Origin of the sequence: Bifidobacterium sp. CP2 (genome assembly GCF_018555635.1) — a bacterium.
GTDB classification, from domain to species: domain Bacteria; phylum Actinomycetota; class Actinomycetes; order Actinomycetales; family Bifidobacteriaceae; genus Bifidobacterium; species Bifidobacterium saguinibicoloris.
Window position 1 is genome coordinate 21,539 of sequence record NZ_JAFEJX010000002.1, and the last position, 15,663, is coordinate 37,201.

11 protein-coding genes are annotated in these 15,663 nt (G+C 64.6%); 9 read left to right on the forward strand and 2 right to left on the reverse strand.

The genetic code is table 11. The features are described from left to right. The first annotated feature begins 328 nt into the window (after window positions 1-328). The 9 genes from JS531_RS01540 to JS531_RS01580 all read left to right on the forward strand — a co-directional run bounded on the left by JS531_RS01540 (window position 329) and on the right by JS531_RS01580 (window position 13,325). On the forward strand, window positions 329-1,036 hold the full coding sequence (locus tag JS531_RS01540; RefSeq protein WP_214311702.1) for a GntR family transcriptional regulator: 708 nt from the start codon (window positions 329-331) through the stop codon (window positions 1,034-1,036). 264 nt (window positions 1,037-1,300) lie between these two features. Then, window positions 1,301-2,665, forward strand: a complete 1,365-nt coding sequence (locus JS531_RS01545; protein WP_214311703.1) for a PTS sugar transporter subunit IIC — start codon at window positions 1,301-1,303, stop codon at window positions 2,663-2,665. 196 nt (window positions 2,666-2,861) lie between these two features. Beyond that, window positions 2,862-3,161 (forward strand): PTS sugar transporter subunit IIB, encoded by a 300-nt coding sequence (locus JS531_RS01550; protein WP_214311705.1) that lies wholly within the window; start codon window positions 2,862-2,864, stop codon window positions 3,159-3,161. 54 nt (window positions 3,162-3,215) lie between these two features. Further along, the gene (locus JS531_RS01555) at window positions 3,216-3,563 is read left to right on the forward strand and encodes a PTS lactose/cellobiose transporter subunit IIA (protein WP_214311707.1); all 348 of its coding nucleotides are present in this window, start codon (window positions 3,216-3,218) and stop codon (window positions 3,561-3,563) included. Window positions 3,564-3,571: 8 nt separating this feature from the next. Continuing rightward, on the forward strand, window positions 3,572-5,011 hold the full coding sequence (locus tag JS531_RS01560) for a 6-phospho-beta-glucosidase (protein WP_214311709.1): 1,440 nt from the start codon (window positions 3,572-3,574) through the stop codon (window positions 5,009-5,011). A 250-nt stretch (window positions 5,012-5,261) separates the two neighbouring features. Continuing rightward, a complete protein-coding gene (locus JS531_RS01565) occupies window positions 5,262-9,182 on the forward strand; it encodes a fibronectin type III domain-containing protein (protein ID WP_214311710.1) in 3,921 nt (1,306 codons plus the stop codon). 238 nt (window positions 9,183-9,420) lie between these two features. Next, window positions 9,421-9,975 carry a YbhB/YbcL family Raf kinase inhibitor-like protein gene (locus JS531_RS01570; RefSeq protein ID WP_214311711.1) on the forward strand — a complete coding sequence of 185 codons (555 nt, stop codon included), beginning with the start codon at window positions 9,421-9,423 and terminating at the stop codon, window positions 9,973-9,975. Between the two features lie 57 nt (window positions 9,976-10,032). Then, on the forward strand, window positions 10,033-11,652 hold the full coding sequence (locus tag JS531_RS01575) for a C69 family dipeptidase (protein ID WP_214311724.1): 1,620 nt from the start codon (window positions 10,033-10,035) through the stop codon (window positions 11,650-11,652). Between the two features lie 155 nt (window positions 11,653-11,807). Then, window positions 11,808-13,325: a formate--tetrahydrofolate ligase gene (locus tag JS531_RS01580; protein WP_214311726.1), complete on the forward strand. Its 1,518-nt coding sequence runs from the start codon at window positions 11,808-11,810 to the stop codon at window positions 13,323-13,325. A 291-nt stretch (window positions 13,326-13,616) separates the two neighbouring features. Here JS531_RS01580 and JS531_RS01585 read toward each other — a convergent pair whose 3' ends face one another. Both JS531_RS01585 and JS531_RS01590 read right to left on the reverse strand, forming a co-directional pair. After that, entirely contained in the window at window positions 13,617-13,967 is a 351-nt protein-coding gene (locus JS531_RS01585) for a phenylpyruvate tautomerase MIF-related protein (protein ID WP_214311728.1), read from the reverse strand. Window positions 13,968-14,009: 42 nt separating this feature from the next. Next, complete coding sequence (locus JS531_RS01590) at window positions 14,010-15,500, reverse strand: aldehyde dehydrogenase family protein (protein ID WP_214311730.1); 1,491 nt, start codon at window positions 15,498-15,500, stop codon at window positions 14,010-14,012. Window positions 15,501-15,663 lie beyond the last annotated feature (163 nt).

The following is a 15,663-nucleotide window of genomic DNA, read 5'->3' on the forward strand; positions in this document are numbered from 1 at the left end:
CCGCACGTGTGACACAAGACTTGGCGCGGCGACGAATCCCCGGCTTTCCCTTCTCCGGGTGACGCCGCGTCATCACCCCAGTGGCCCGGAACCCCCTTCGCCGGGCCACCTTCTCCGCCCGGCCCCGGGCGGCGGGACGAGCACTCCCCGCCGCCCGGGGCCGGGCTTTTTCCATTGCGGCGGCGTGCGGCGTGATATAGTGGTCAGGTTATGTGAATAAGTCGATGATATGCAATATCGACGATTGATGTCGCATGTCGACCTGTGGTGCATTCGTCGCGCCCGAATGCCGCCCGGTCCGCCGTGTGTGTTGGACAGGAGGGGTGTCATGGCTTCCAAGCAGCGTGACCTTGCATTGAAGCTCCAGAAGCGCATCGCCAACGGGGAATTCTCCGAGACGGGCAAACTGCCCACTGAGGACCAGCTCATGGAGGAGTATGGGCTGTCCAGATACTTCGTGCGCGGCGCCATCGCGGTGCTCGCTGAGGCGGGGGAGGTCTTCCCCGTGCGCGGCAACGGCGTGTTCGTGCGCGAGGGCCGTGACAGCGGCTATATGCCGATCGGCACCTCGTACGGCATTTCGGCCGATTTCGGCAAGGACAACGTCACGTCGGTGGTGTGCGAGGTGGCGTTGGACAGGACCGACGAGGCGCTGTCGAAGCGCATGCGCTGCGCGGTGGGCTCGCCGGTGTGGCGCGTGGTGCGTCTGCGCCGTGTGGAGGGCGAGCCGCTGTGCTATGAGACCGCTTGGTATCTCAAGGAATACGTGCCGTTCCTCAACGAGGACATCGCGAAGGGGTCGTTGTACTCCTACGTGCACGACGATCTCGGACTGAACTTCGGCTTCGTGGACAAGGTGATCCATATGGATTGGCTGGGCGCCGACGCCGCCCGCCTGCTCGAACTGAACGAGGGCGATCCCGCCATCTGTATCGAGGACGACGCGTTCCTGACGAACGGCAAGCTGTTCAACGCCTCGAAGAACCTCTATCACTACAAGAACGCGAAGTTCTATGCGATGGCCTCGATGCGCTGACGGCCTGCCCTGGGTGTCGAACGGCGGTTCCGGTGTGTTCCGGGACCGCCGTTTTCGTTGGCGGCCCGCGGTTTGCGTGGCGTTTCCCGGCGTCGCCGTTTCCGAGTTGACAAGATATCAAGAAGATGTATACTTAAATCATCGTTGTTTAAATAACTACTAAAGATGTAGACAACACGGATGGTTGTGTCATCTTGATGGTCTTTGAATGACGCCAACGGGAATGGGCGGATGTGGTAGTCCGCCCGGAAGAAAGGACATCCAATGAAGGAGAAAATGAAGGACATCGGCGACGCGATGCTGAATGGCTTCATGAAATTCGCCAGTCTCAAGGCGCTGGTGGCGCTGAAGGACGGCTTCATCCTCACGATGCCGGCCACGCTGATTGGTTCGCTGTTCCTTCTGATCGCGAACCTGCCGTTCAGCGGCTACGCCGACTTCATGGCGAAGACGTTCGGTGACCAGTGGAACATCGCGCTCAACCAGGTCAGCATCGCAACCTTCAACATCCTCGCCATCATCGTGGCGGTCGGCATCGGCTACGCGTACGCCCGCAACGAGAAGTGCGACGGCATCTCCGCCGGCCTGCTCTCCTTGGTCGCGTTCTTCATCGTCTCTCCGTCGTCGATGAACATCTCCATCGACCCGAAGACCATCGACATCGCCACCGACGCCACCAAGAACGCCAAGGACGTTGCCGTCTCCGGCGTGTTCGTCCAGAACTGGACCGGTTCCAACGGCATCATCTCCGCCATCATCATGGGCCTCATCGTCGGCTGGGTCTACACCGCCTGCATCAAGCACGACGTGAAGATCAAGATGCCCGAGTCCGTCCCGCAGGGCGTGACCAACGCCTTCTCCGCCCTCATCCCGGGCCTCATCGTCATCACCGGCTCCTCCATCCTGTACCACCTGTGCAAGGTCTTCGGCGGCGTCTCCCTCACCGAGCTCATCTTCAAGGTGCTCCAGATCCCGCTGCAGTCCCTCACCGACACCTGGGCCGGCGCGATTATCATCGCCATCTTGATCTCCCTGCTGTTCTGGTGCGGCATCCACGGCGCCAACGTGGTCTCCGGCGTCGTCACCCCTCTGCTCACCGCCAACACGCTCGTCAACCAGAGCCTCCTCGACAAGGGCATCTACCCGAGCAAGGCGAACGGCGGCCACTACCTGACTCCGCAGGTCATCGACTGCTTCGTCAAGTTCTCCGGCGTCGGCCTGACCGTCGGCCTGCTCGTCGCCGCACTGCTCTTCGCCAAGTCGAAGCAGCTGCGTGAGGTCTCCAAGCTCTCCATCGTGCCGGGCATCTTCGGCATCAACGAGCCTGTCATCTTCGGCCTGCCGATCGTGTTCAACCCGATCATGCTGATCCCGTTCGTGCTCACCCCGCTCTGCGCGATGATCATCATGTACGGATGCCTGTCCATCGGCTTCATCCAGCCCTTCGGCGCCGTCCAGGTGCCGTGGACCACCCCGCCGATCATCTCCGGCTTCATCCTCGGCGGCTGGAAGTGCGCGCTGCTGCAGGTCATCATCGCCGCGATGGCCGTGGCCATCTACTACCCGTTCGTCAAGATGCAGGACAAGATCTACCTCGAGCAGGAAGCCGAGGCCGAGTCCGCCGAGTGACCGGCGGACCGTGGATCGTCCGGCCGGTCTCCCCGGCCGGACGATCCACGGCCGGCATCCGTACGAACATCGGGGATCCCCGATACCGGCCGGTCCGCGAGAACCGCATATGACGGGCGACCGGCCCCCTCCTCTTCACATCAACAACAACATCAACGTCATCATCCCGAATCACCAATATTCAAAGGAGAACATCATGAAGATCGTATTGTGCTGCAGCGACGGCATGTCCACCAGCATCCTCGTCAGGAAGATGCAGGACGCCTCCTCCAAGCGGGGCCTCGAGAACGACATCTCCGCCATGCCGGTCTCCACCCTCGAAGCCAACGCGCAGGACGCCGACGTGATCCTGCTCGGCCCGCAGGTCCGCTACATGCTCAAGGACGTCAAGAAGGAATTCCCGACCAAGCCGGTCGAGGTCATCGCGCCCCAGGACTACGGCATGGCCCGCGGCGACAAGGTCCTCGACTTCGCCTTCAAGCTCGCCGGCAAGTGATCGCGCCGACGGGACAAGCGAAGCAACCAACGACAGACAGGAAAGCGTAACGAAATGGCAGACGAAGAATTCGATCTGGAAACCACCTGCTTCCAGCTGATCACCGCGGCGGGCACCGCCAAGTCCGATTACATGGAGGCGCTCGGCAAGGCCAAGGAAGGCGACTTCGAGGGGGCGAATGCCTCCATCGAGGAAGGCGACAAGAGCTACCGCGAAGGCCACGCCGTGCACTCCGGCCTCGTGCAGCGTGAGGCGGCCGGCAACCCGGTGAAGATGGGACTGCTGCTCACCCACGTCGAAGACCAGATGATGGCCGCCGAGGTGTTCCGTGCGATGGTCGTCGAGATGATCGACCTGTACAAGCGTCTCGACGCCAACGAATCCGGCGCCAAGGCCGAATAGACCGGGGGATGACGATGAGATTCCCCGACGACTTTCTCTGGGGCGGGGCGGTCGCCGCGCACCAGCTCGAAGGTGCATGGAACGAGGACGGCCGCGGACCCAGCATCTGCGACGTCCTGACCGGCGGGGCCCACGGTGTCAAGCGTGAAATCACCGCCGACGGCGTGGTGCCGGGCCTCAACTACCCGAACCACCGCGGCATCGACTACTACCACACGTTCCGTGAGGACGACGCGCTGTTCCAGGAGATGGGCTTCAAGTGCTTCCGCACCTCGATCTCCTGGTCGCGCATCTTCCCCAACGGCGATGAGGAGCAGCCCAACGAGGAAGGACTGAAGTTCTACGAGGAGCTGTTCAAGGACTACCGTGCCAAGGGCATGGAACCGGTCGTCACGCTCTCGCACTTCGAGATGCCGCTGCACCTGGCGAAGATGGGCGGTTTCTCGAACCGCAAGGTCATCGACTACTTCTTCCGGTTCGCCTCGACCGTCATGGAGCGCTACAAGGACCTGGTGACCTACTGGCTGACCTTCAACGAGATCAACAACCAGATGGAGATGCATACCGAGATCTTCCCGTACACGGATTCCGGCATCATCCCCGACCCTCATGCCGACAAGCACACCGTCGAGCAGAGGATCTGGCAGGCCATCCACAACGAGTTCGTTGCCTCGGCGCTCGTCGTGCAGCGCGGCCATCAGATCAACCCGGCGTTCCGGATCGGCTGCATGCTCGCAATGGTGCCGATCTACCCGGCCACCTGCAACCCGAACGACGTGATGCACGCCGAGATCCTGATGCGCGACCGTTACCTCTTCGGCGACGTGTACGTGCACGGCACGTACCCCGAGTACCTGCTGAACCGTTGGGACCGCGAAGGCTTCGACATCAAGATGGAGCCGGGCGACACCGACATCATCCAGGCGGGCACGGTCGACTTCATCTCGATCAGCTACTACATGAGCGCCGCCGTCTCCGCGGAGAAGGTGGACGAGTTCGACGGACACGGCCTGCCGGGCCAGGTGCGCAACCCGTACATCAAGGCCACCGACTGGGGCTGGCAGATCGATCCGGTCGGCCTGCGCTACGTGCTGTGCTCGCTGTACGAGCGCTACGGCAAGCCGATCTTCGTCGTCGAGAACGGCATCGGCATGTACGAGACGCCCGACGCCGACGGCTACGTGGCCGACGACGCGCGCATCGCGTACCTGAAGTCGCACATCGAACAGGTCGGCAAGGCGATCGACCTGGATGGCGTGCCGGTCATCGGCTACACCGTCTGGGGCTGCATCGATGTGATTTCGTTCGGTACCGGCGAGATGAAGAAACGCTACGGCATGATCTACGTCGACGCCGACGACGAGGGCAACGGCTCGTACCGGCGGACGCGCAAGAAGTCGTTCTACTGGTATCGTGACGTGATCGCCAGCAACGGCGAGAAGCTGTAGCTCCCCCCCCCGCGGTTTCAATCCCTTTTCCGCGGGACGGCTCTCGAAGGCCCGTCGAGTCATGCGGCGGGCCTTCTTTTTTTCGCCGTATGCGTTGCGTTACGCATACGGAAGCGGACGTCAAAGGCCCCAGAGGCCGAGCATATCGTCCGCGATCTCATTCATATGCTTATGCACCCATGCATCGATGCACTTGTGTGTTCATGCACCCGGCCAAGGAGGACGGGTGAGGAAGGAAGAAAGGAATACCATGAGAACCACCAACGGGGGAGGGGCTCCGGCCCGATGGCGCGCCGCGGCCGGCGCGCTCGTCGCATGCGCCACGCTGCTGTGCGGCCTGACGGCCGTCGACACGGCCCAGGCGGCGGAGACGGGCGCGAAAGCCGTGACGACCGTCGACACCGGTCTCGGCAACGACATCAGAATCGAACTCGCGAAAAAGGACGGAGACGCCTACGTCGGTTCCGGCGAATACGTCACCGATCCCGGAACGGCGAACACGCCCGTCACGTTCACCGACGCGTCCGACGACTCCACGCTGTGGAGCATCGTCGGCTGGGACGACCAGAACGGCGCCCGCACGGTCACGGTCAAAGGCAGGAGGAGCAACGCCCGGCTCAAGGGCGGCCACGTCCGCAACAACACCGATTGGACCAGCATCGCCGCGGAGAACAACGGCAAGGTCTGCGTGAAGGACGACGGCGGCTACGGCGGCTGGGAATCCATCAAACTCGTGCCCGCAGGCGACGGCACCGTCGCCTTCCAGGACACCGACACCAACGAACTCCTCAAGTCCGACGGCACGAACCTGGTTGTGACCGACTCCACCGACGCCGTGGACGCCGCCGCCGGGCACTTCATCGTCCACACGAGCGCGACGCCCGCCGCGCCGACCGACGTGACCGTATCCAACGTCACCAACGCCACCGCCGACGTGAGCTTCACCGCCGCCAGGGACTCCTTCGTCACGGACTACGAGATCGACGCCACGCCGACCGACGCGGGCAAGGCGACCGTCACGCTCAAGACCACCGCCACCCAGGCGACGCTCCGGAACCTCGCCGCCGGAACCTCATACAACATCACCGTCAGGAGCCTCAACGGCGCGGACGCGGCCTCCTCCGCGACCGACGCCGTCGCGCTGACGACCGCCAAGGGCGTGCGTCTGGCCGCGCCGACGAACGTGAAGGCCGCCGAGGCCGACGGCGGCAAGGCCATCACCCTCACCTGGGACAAGGTCGACGGCGCCAAAGGCTACAAGGTGCTGCACGCCAAGTCCGCCTACGCCGCGGACAAGGACTTCGTGAGCGTCACCGGCGACAAGCCCGTGACCGGCACCACCTACACCGACGGAAAACTCGACGAGGGTGGTAAGTACGCCAACTACTACAAGGTCGTCACCGTGAACGAGGACGGCGACGTCTCCGACCTGCCCGAGACCACCGCCTCCCTCGACCGTGAGCTCTTCGGCGACCACACGCTCGTGTTCGCCCCCACCGACGACATGGGCAAGGTCGACAAGGTCCTCGCCGACCTGTTCACCAAGCAGAACGACATCGCCGCCGACGCCCAGTTCAGGAGCGACCACTGGCAGGTCTACTTCAAGCCCGGCAGCTATGTGCAGGACGGCAACGTGATTTCCAACATCAACGTGGGCTTCTACACCTCGTTGAACGGCTTGGGCAAGATCCCGACCGACACGATGCTCAACAACGTCTCCACGTCCTCCTATCTCGCCGCGAACGCCGGCGCCTCCGCCCAGCAGGGCAACGCCACCTGCAACTTCTGGCGTTCCATCGAGAACCTCGGCGTGAAGAACACCGGCACCGAGAACGGCAAGTCCGGCAACGCCACGTTCGCGCCGGGCGATTCGCGACCCGCCGAGCTGAACCAGTCCTGGCGCCCCGACTACATGAACTGGGGCGTCGCCCAGGCCGCGCCGATGCGCCGCGTGTGGACCGACCGCGCCGTCGCCTACGACTGGAACTACGGCTGGGCGTCCGGCGGCTACACCGCCGACTCCAAGCTCGAGGGCGATGACGGCGGCAACACCGCCGGCACCGCATCCGGCCAGCAGTTCTACACCCGCAACTCCGAGCTCAAGGGCGCGGCGTACGGCACCACGCTCAACAACTTCCTGCAGGGCGTGACCGCGAGCAACGTGCCCGGCTCCGACGGCAAGACCGGCACCGAACTCGTCGGCACCAAGGGCACCAGCAACTGGGGCATCGCCGGCGACGGGAACAACCAGCAGGTCACGACCGCCATCGACTCCACCGAGAAGATCGCCGAGAAGCCGTTCCTCTACCTTGACGACAACGGCGAATACCAGGTGTTCGTGCCCGGCTACCGCGAGAACGCCAAGGGCGTCAGCTGGGGCAAGGGCAAGGCGAACGACGGCATGGGCAAGGGCACGAGCATCCCGCTCTCCGAGTTCTACATCGCCAAGCCGACCGACACCGCCGCCGAGATCAACAAGCAGATCGACGCCGGCAGGAACATCTACCTCACGCCCGGCATCTACCATGCCGAGACCCCGATCGACATCGACCGCAACGGCGTCGTCGTCCTCGGTACCGGCATGGCGACCATCATCCCGGACAACGAGGACGCCGCCCTCAAGATCGGCGACAAGGCGAAGAAGGGCGTGCGCATCGCGGGTCTGATCTTCGACGCCGGCACGCACTCGAAGTACCTGGTGAAGGTCGGCGACACGAAGAACAACGCGGGCGATGCAGACGACCCGATCGAGCTGCAGGATATCTTCTATCGCATCGGCGGCACCACCGGCGGCACCACCTCCGCCGATTACGGCATCGTAATCAACACCAAGAACACGATTACCGATCACTTCTGGATCTGGCGCGCCGACCATGGTGCCGGCGTCGGCTGGCCCAGCGGCGAGAACAAGTGGAACTACTCCAAGAACGGCATGGTCGTGAACGGTGACGACGTCATCGCATACGGCCTATTCAACGAGCACCACGAGGAGTACGACACGCTTTGGAACGGCGAGAACGGCAAGACGTTCTTCTACCAGAACGAGAAGTGCTACGACCCGGTCTCCCAGGACCAGTGGATGAGCCACAACGGCACCGTGAAGGGCTACGCCGCCTACAAGGTCGCCAACGGTGTGAAGAAACACTACGCCGTGGGTCTCGGCATCTACAACGTGTTCATCTACACCGGTCCCGAGACGGCGAACGGCAACCAGGACGGCGGCGATCCCACCGATCCCAACCAGCACACCGGCGCCGGCACCACGGCCATGGAGATGGACAACGCCGTCGAAGTGCCGAACGCCAAGGGCGTGATCATCGAGAACGTCACCACCCAGTCGTTCGCCGATCTGAAGAACAAGGATGACAACGCCAAGGCCGTCCGCACGTTCAACACCATCATCAATGGCGTGGGCGCGCCGGTGGGCAGCGGCCCGAACATCACGAGCTGGTCGCGCAAATTCCTCCTGCGCTACCAGGGCAACGGCACCGCGGATTCCGCCGGCAGGACCGTCGACGGCAAGTCCGGCGATGCCACCCTCGGCACCGCCGTGTACGGCAAGAACCCTGGATTGACCGACACCGACGACAGCGGCAAGGACAACAAGTCCAACTTCGGCAAGTTCATCGGCACCGACACGTCCGAGACCGTCCGCCAGCTGGGCGAGGAGGTCGACCTGTCCAAGTTGGGCGACCTGAAGACCACGATCGACGCCGCCGAGGCGAAGACCAAGGCCGACGGCTACGCGATGACCTACACCGAAGCCAGCCGCAAGGCGTTCGAACAGGCTCTTGCCGAAGCGAACACGGTCTACGGGAACCTCACCGACACCGACTACCTCAAGTACGACGCCAAGTCCTCCGACGCCAAGACCGTCGAGAAGGCCATCAAGGCGCTCTCCGGCACGCTGGAGAAGGTGACGACGGAACCGTCCGAACCGGGCAACCCGTCCGAACCGAACCAGCCGACGGGACCGAACCAACCGACGGGACCGTCGGAGAAGCCGTCCGACGACGCCGAGAAGAAGCCGGCGGCCAAGGCCGACGGCGCAGTGAAGCCCGTCAGGACGATGGCGAACACCGGAGCGGCGCTCGCCGTCCCCGCCGTGGTCATGCTGCTGTGCGTGGTCATCGCCGCCGTCACGTTGAAGGCGAGGCGTGACAGGCGATGAGCCGAGCCGTCGCCGTCACGCGTGACGTCACGTGTGACGTCACGCGGCGGCGTGCGTGACGGCGCGTCACGGCGCGTCACGATGGGGAGGACCGTCCGATGGCGGTCCTCCCCATCGCTTCCGGCGTTTCCTTGTCCGTCCGTCCGCACGTTCGCGGGCGGACGGACGCGTCGTCGTTCCGTCATCCCGTCGTCCGTGTGCATCCTCCGTCGCGTTTCCGCGCGATACACTGGGGGATATGAAGATCTCAGCTGATTTCACCGTGGTTCCGGACGATTTCGCCAAGGCTGCGGCGCCCGAATACCGCACGGGCGGCGTGCCCGTCATCTCCTTCCCCTTCTACATCGACGAGGTCTCCCCGGACGCCCGCTACCTGCACTGGACGTTCACCGACCCGGACTCCATCCCCGTCTGCGGATTTGAATGGATCCACTGGACCGTTGCGAACCTGCCCATCGATGCGCTGATGTTCGACTTCAACGATTCCCACGCCCTGCAGATTCCGCCGGACTTCTCCCGCCAGATGGCCTCGATGATCCCTGAGGCCGTGCAGGGCCGCAACTCCAGCGCCTCCAAGTTCGTGGGCCGCGAGAACGACCCGGCCGTCACCATGCGGTACAACGGTCCGCAGCCGCCGGACAAGGACCACGACTACTACCTGCACGTCTACGCCACCAAGGAGCCGCTGCCCGGACTCAACCAGGGCTTCTGGATGAACGAGCTGCTCCACAAGCTGCGCGAATGCGGCGAGACGCCGGACCAGGCCGGCATCTTCCTCACCGGCAAGGCGTGACCGCGCCAACCGCATAACCGTCAACGACACCACCAACGAAAGGACAACCAGACAACCATGGCCTGCACCACCATTCTGGTCGGCAAGGACGCGAGCTACGACGGCTCCACCATCATCGCCCGCAACGAGGACTCCGCCAACGGCGAGTTCAACCCGAAGCAGTTCCTCGTCATCAAACCCGAAGACCAGCCGCGACACTACCGCTCCGTCCTCTCCCACGTCGAAATCGACCTGCCGGACAATCCGCTGCAGTACACGTCCGTGCCGAACGCGGACCGCAAGGAAGGCATCTGGGGCGAGGCGGGCGTCAACGAGGCGAACGTCGCGATGAGCGCCACCGAAACCCTCACCACCAACGAACGCGTGCTCGGTGCCGACCCGTTCGTCGAACTCGTCCCCGCCAAAGGCCGTGAAGGCGAGGCCGGCTACGAGCCGGAAGTGGTCGGCGGCATCGGCGAGGAGGACTTCCTCACCATCGTCCTGCCGTACGTGAAGACCGCGCGCGAAGGTGTCGCACGTCTCGGCGCGCTCCTCGAGGAGTACGGCACGTACGAGATGAACGGCGTCGCCTTCTCCGACGCCGACGAGATCTGGTGGCTCGAGACCGTCGGCGGCCACCACTGGATCGCCAAGCGCGTGCCGGACGAGGCGTACGTGACCATGCCGAACCAGCTCGGCATCGACGAGTTCGACCTCGAGGACGCGCTCGGCGAGCAGGAGGACCACATGTGCTCCGAGGACCTCGCCGAGTTCATCGAGGAGAACCACCTCGACCTCGCCGTCGAAAGCACCACGCCGTTCAACCCGCGCGACGCGTTCGGCTCCCACTCCGACTCCGACCACGTGTACAACACGCCGCGCGCATGGTGGATGCAGCGCTTCCTCAACCCGTACGACGAGGTGTGGGACGGCCCCGACGCCGACCACGGCCCGGAGAACAACGACATCCCGTGGGCCCGTCAGCCCGAACGCAAGGTGACCATCGAGGACATCAAATACGTGCTCTCCGGCCACTACCAGGGCACCCCGTACGATCCGTACGGCAAGCGCGGCGACGAGCGCACGCGCCACATGTACCGTCCGATCGGCATCAACCGCCAGAGCCAGCTCGCCGTCATGCAGATCCGCCCGTACCGTCCGCAGGCCAACCGCGCCATCCAGTGGATGGCATACGGCTCCAACCCGTTCAACACGCTCGTCCCGTTCTATCCGAACGTGGACTCCACGCCCGACTACCTCGCCGACACCACCACGCGCGTCACCACCGAGAACTTCTACTGGGCGAACCGCGTAATCGCCGCCCTGTGCGACGGCGCGTTCGCCGATACCGCGAACGCCGTCGAACGCTACCAGCAGAAGACCGGCGCGCTGGGCCACCGTCTCGTCGCCGCCACCGACGAGCAGGTCGCGCGGCTCGGACTGACCGACGCCGAGGAGGAGGCCGAGTCCGCCGCCGAAGCCGAATTCGAGGCGGACAACGTGGACGGTGACGTGCAGCCGCTCGAGCCCGACGAGATCATCGAAGCCGTGCGCAACGACGAGGTGCGCGGCATCCTGGCCGCCGCCAACCAGACCATGGCCGACCAGCTGCGCGTCGAAACGGACAAGCTGCTCGACTCCGTGCTGTTCACCCGCAGCATGGCCATGAAGAACGGCTTCCACATGTCCGACTTCTGATCGGTCCCGCCGGATCGCTCCCGCCGGCGCATCCCACGCGTAGCATCGCGTTTACGTGCGTCGGATATACATCTGTGAAGGAATCGGCGGTCTTCCCGCGGCCATCATGCCGCGGGCGGACCGTCGGAACGCTGGAAAGGAAAGGCGCTCAACCCATGACCACCATCGAAGACTTCACCAGCCAGTACGGCCTGGTCCAGAAGATCGACGCGTTCGGCTACCTCGACTACCTCAAGAAGAACCCGGACGCCCCGCGCAAGCACGGCAAGGTCGTGCTCGTCACCGCGGACACCCCGCTCAAGGCCTCGCGCGGCGAAGGCAAGACCACCACCACCATCGCCCTCATCGACGCGCTCAACAAGCGCGGCATCGACGCGGCCGCCGTGCTGCGCCAGCCGAGCATGGGCATCACCGCCGCCGGTTCCAAGGGCGGCGCGTCCGGCGGCGGCAAGGCCTCCCTGACCCACCCGGAGCTCATCGACTGGGGTCTGTGCGGTGAGATGGGCGCCATCGAGGCGGCCCAGAACCTGCTCGTCTCCTTCGCCGAGAAGGCCGTCGACGAGGGCAAGCTCGACGACATCCTCGTGCCGCGCGTCTCCGAAGTGCCGTCCCGCTCCCTGCGTTCCATCGCCGTCGACTACGGCAAGGGCGACGTCAAGGAGAAGGTCGTGCTCACCCCGACCTGCGAGCTCATGCAGATCGTCGTGCTGTCCCGTTCGATGGACGAGATCGGCCAGCGCGTCGCGAAGATGATTGCCGGCACGAAGGACGGCAAGGCCGTCACCTTCGGCGAGTTCGTCGACCTGTGGCGCATCACCGGCATCCTCGCCGACGCGGTCAAGCCCGCGAAGACGGAGACCGTCAACGGCTCCCCGGTCTACGTGCATGGCGGCCCGTTCGCCAACGTGTCCATCGGCATCCCGACGCTCGTCTCCGTCGAGATGGCGTGCGCGCTGCACGACGTCGTCATCGTCGAAGCCGGCTACGGCACCGACGCCGGCGCGCAGAAGTGGCTCGACATCGCCTGCCGCGAGTTCGACGCCCAGTGGCCGTCCGCCGCGATCGTTGTGACCCGTGCGTCCACCTGGCGTGACGATCCGGACCTCGCGTGGCGCTACCCGTTCCACGTGAACCGTCTCGAAGGCCTCGACATCCCGACGTTCCCGCTCGTCAACCTGTGGGACGGCGAGGACGACCAGATTCCGTCCCTCAAGGAGACCGCCGCCAAGCTCGAGTTCCGCGACCCGATCATCGGCAACCTGTACCGCGACGGCGGCGAGGCGCTCGCCCCGCAGCTCGACGCGTTCGTCGACGTGCTCACCAACGGTTCGATGCCGGCCCGCCCGCACAGCCACAAGGGCATGTCCGTCATCGAGAACGTGAAGTGGGTCGCCGAGCATGCGTACGGCGTTCCGGCCGACCGCGTCAAGTTCAAGGACGGCTTCCTCGCCTCCCGCGACGAGGCCGTGAAGCTGTGCGAGTCCGCCGGCTTCTCCCTCGCCGACCTCGCGCTGGTCGCCGTCAAGTCCCCGGCGACGATGACCGACAACGACCGCGCCCCCGAGGACGAGCGCACCGTCACCCTGAAGAAGGTCGAAGTGCACGCCGGCGCCGGTCTGGTCCACGTGAACCTCACCACGTCGCTCACCACCCCGATGCCGAAGATCGTCTGATCCAGGTACGGTTTCGGCTGGATCGAGATAGCGGAAGGGCCCGTCTCCGTGAACCGTGGTTCACGGAGACGGGCCCTTCCGTGTAGTGCGAGGATTTCCGGATGATGTGGCCTGCGTCCGGGTTTTCTTGTGCTGGGATGTCGTCAGTGCAAGAAAACCCGGATGAATGGCCGTTCTCCGGGATTCATTGCGCTGGGATGTCGTCAGTGCGAGGATTCCCGGACGATGGGTTTTCTTCCGGGAATCCTTGTGCCGGGCTCGGTGCAATCCCGGCGAAGGAACGGTGGCAACTCAGAAGTTGCCGCCGTTCCATCCCCAGTCGGAGGTGGCGGTGTAGCGGATGTACGTGCGGTCCTCGGGGATGCCGAGCTCGCCGTTCAGCGCGGCCATGATGCTCTTGGTGAGCTTCTCCCACGCGGAGCCGGGGATGGCGCCGCGGCCGAACACGTTGACCTCCACGTAGGCGGCCGGCTGGTCGTCGGAGCCGCCGAAGTAGATCGGCATGTCGTCCTCGAACGGGCACATGAGCCAGCCTTCGGACTTGCCGGGCACGGCGGCGATCGCCTTGCCGTACGCGGTCTTCAGGGCCTCGCGCTGCTCCTTGGTGGTCTTGACGGAGACATGGGTGTGGATGACGGGCATGATTCCTCCTTGACGGAATATGGTACGATGTACGGCCCCAGTCTAGTTCCCGGATACGCCGCCGAACCAGCCCGCCTTGGACGGGGTGAACTTCAGATTGATCTGCTTGAGCACGGTGTACTCCTTCAACCCGTCGAGACCGCCGTCCACGGTCGTGCCGCTCTGCCCGTGGGGGCTGACCGACATGCCTTGGGTGTCGTCCATATACGTGTTGACCCACATGATGCCCGTGTCCACGCCGGTGCACACGCGCAGCGCCCGGCCCATGTCCGAGGTGAACACGCCGCCGGCGAGACCGTAGCGGGTGTCGTTGGCGAGTCGGATGGCTTCGGCCTCATCCGTGAAGGTCTGCACGGTGAGCACCGGGCCGAAGATCTCCTCCTGCACGATGCGCATGTCCGGAGTGCAGTCCACGAACACGGTCGGTTCGACGAAATATCCCTGCGCGAACTCGCCCTCGGTGATCCGGTGGCCGCCGATGAGTACCTTGGCGCCTTCCTCCCGGCCGATGCGGATGTAGTCCAGCACCCGTTCCATGTGCCGCTTGGAGACCATCGGACCGAACTCGGTGTCCGGATCCATCGGCATGCCGATGCGGATCGCGGGAACGCGTTCCTCAAGCAGGTCCATCACCCGTCGGTAGGCGGTGTCCTGGACCAGCAGTCTCGAACCCGCGACGCACACCTGCCCCTGGCTGAGGAAGACGCCGAACATGAGCCGGTCGACGGCGACGTCCAGATCCGCGTCGTCGAAGATGATGAACGGCGATTTGCCTCCCAGCTCCATCGCATAGCGTTTGACGCTGGTCGCGGACTTCGCGATGATGTCCCTGCCGGTCTCGGTGCCGCCGGTGAAGGTGATCTTGGCCACGTGCTCGTTACGGGCGATGGCGGTGCCGACCTCGGAGCCGGAGCCGAGCACCAGGTTGACGCTGCCTGCGGGGAATCCGGCATCGGCCATGGCCTGGACCATCATCGCCGTGGCGACGGGGGAGAGCGACGATGGTTTGACCACCACCGTATTGCCGGCCGCCAGCGCGGGGGCCATCCCGGCGGCCGTGGTGCCCATCGAATAGTTCCATGGCGCCAGCACTGCGCACACGCCCAGCGGCTCGCGGACGGTCACGGTCATCATGTCGCCGTTCGCGGTGGAGGACCTGCCCTGCAGTTCGTGGACGAGTCCGGCGTAATAGCGGAACGCGCCGCTGGCCGCATACACGTCGTCGTATCTGGTCTCCCGGTATACGCGTCCCACGCTGTTGGTCTCGGCCGTGGCCAGTTCGTCCGCACGCTCCTCGATCAGGTCGGCGGCCTTGAGCATCAGTTCCGCGCGTTCGTCCGTGGCGAGTTCCCGCCATGACGAGCCGGGCCTGAACGCCCGTTCGGCGGCGGCGACGGCCCTGTCCGCATCCTCGGCGGTGCCGAGCGTCATCGTCGCCGCCGGGCGGCCGTCGGCGGGGTTGATGATCTGCGCCGTCTTTCCGGACGGGGAATCGGTCCACTGTCCATCGATATACATTCTGATGTGGTCCATGCCGTCCTCCGCCTTTCGCTGTTCGCTTTCGCATGACACCCCATGCGTCATAGCCGGTGTCATAGCCATGATAGGCGCGTTGGCGGGCGGTTCCCGAATGGGGAGATTGTTGGCTGACCGGTGGGGAACGGGTGCACCGGTCAGATGGATGGTGTTGAATGGC

What these genes read in the sequence shown, in the direction of transcription:
- JS531_RS01540 (WP_214311702.1), top strand. Translation starts at nt 329, where the DNA reads ATGGCTTCCAAGCAGCGTGACCTTGCATTGAAGCTCCAGAAGCGCATC.
- JS531_RS01545 (WP_214311703.1), top strand. Translation starts at nt 1,301, where the DNA reads ATGAAGGAGAAAATGAAGGACATCGGCGACGCGATGCTGAATGGCTTC.
- JS531_RS01550 (WP_214311705.1), top strand. Translation starts at nt 2,862, where the DNA reads ATGAAGATCGTATTGTGCTGCAGCGACGGCATGTCCACCAGCATCCTC.
- JS531_RS01555 (WP_214311707.1), top strand. Translation starts at nt 3,216, where the DNA reads ATGGCAGACGAAGAATTCGATCTGGAAACCACCTGCTTCCAGCTGATC.
- JS531_RS01560 (WP_214311709.1), top strand. Translation starts at nt 3,572, where the DNA reads ATGACGATGAGATTCCCCGACGACTTTCTCTGGGGCGGGGCGGTCGCC.
- JS531_RS01565 (WP_214311710.1), top strand. Translation starts at nt 5,262, where the DNA reads ATGAGAACCACCAACGGGGGAGGGGCTCCGGCCCGATGGCGCGCCGCG.
- JS531_RS01570 (WP_214311711.1), top strand. Translation starts at nt 9,421, where the DNA reads ATGAAGATCTCAGCTGATTTCACCGTGGTTCCGGACGATTTCGCCAAG.
- JS531_RS01575 (WP_214311724.1), top strand. Translation starts at nt 10,033, where the DNA reads ATGGCCTGCACCACCATTCTGGTCGGCAAGGACGCGAGCTACGACGGC.
- JS531_RS01580 (WP_214311726.1), top strand. Translation starts at nt 11,808, where the DNA reads ATGACCACCATCGAAGACTTCACCAGCCAGTACGGCCTGGTCCAGAAG.
- JS531_RS01585 (WP_214311728.1), bottom strand. Translation starts at nt 13,967, where the DNA reads ATGCCCGTCATCCACACCCATGTCTCCGTCAAGACCACCAAGGAGCAG.
- JS531_RS01590 (WP_214311730.1), bottom strand. Translation starts at nt 15,500, where the DNA reads ATGGACCACATCAGAATGTATATCGATGGACAGTGGACCGATTCCCCG.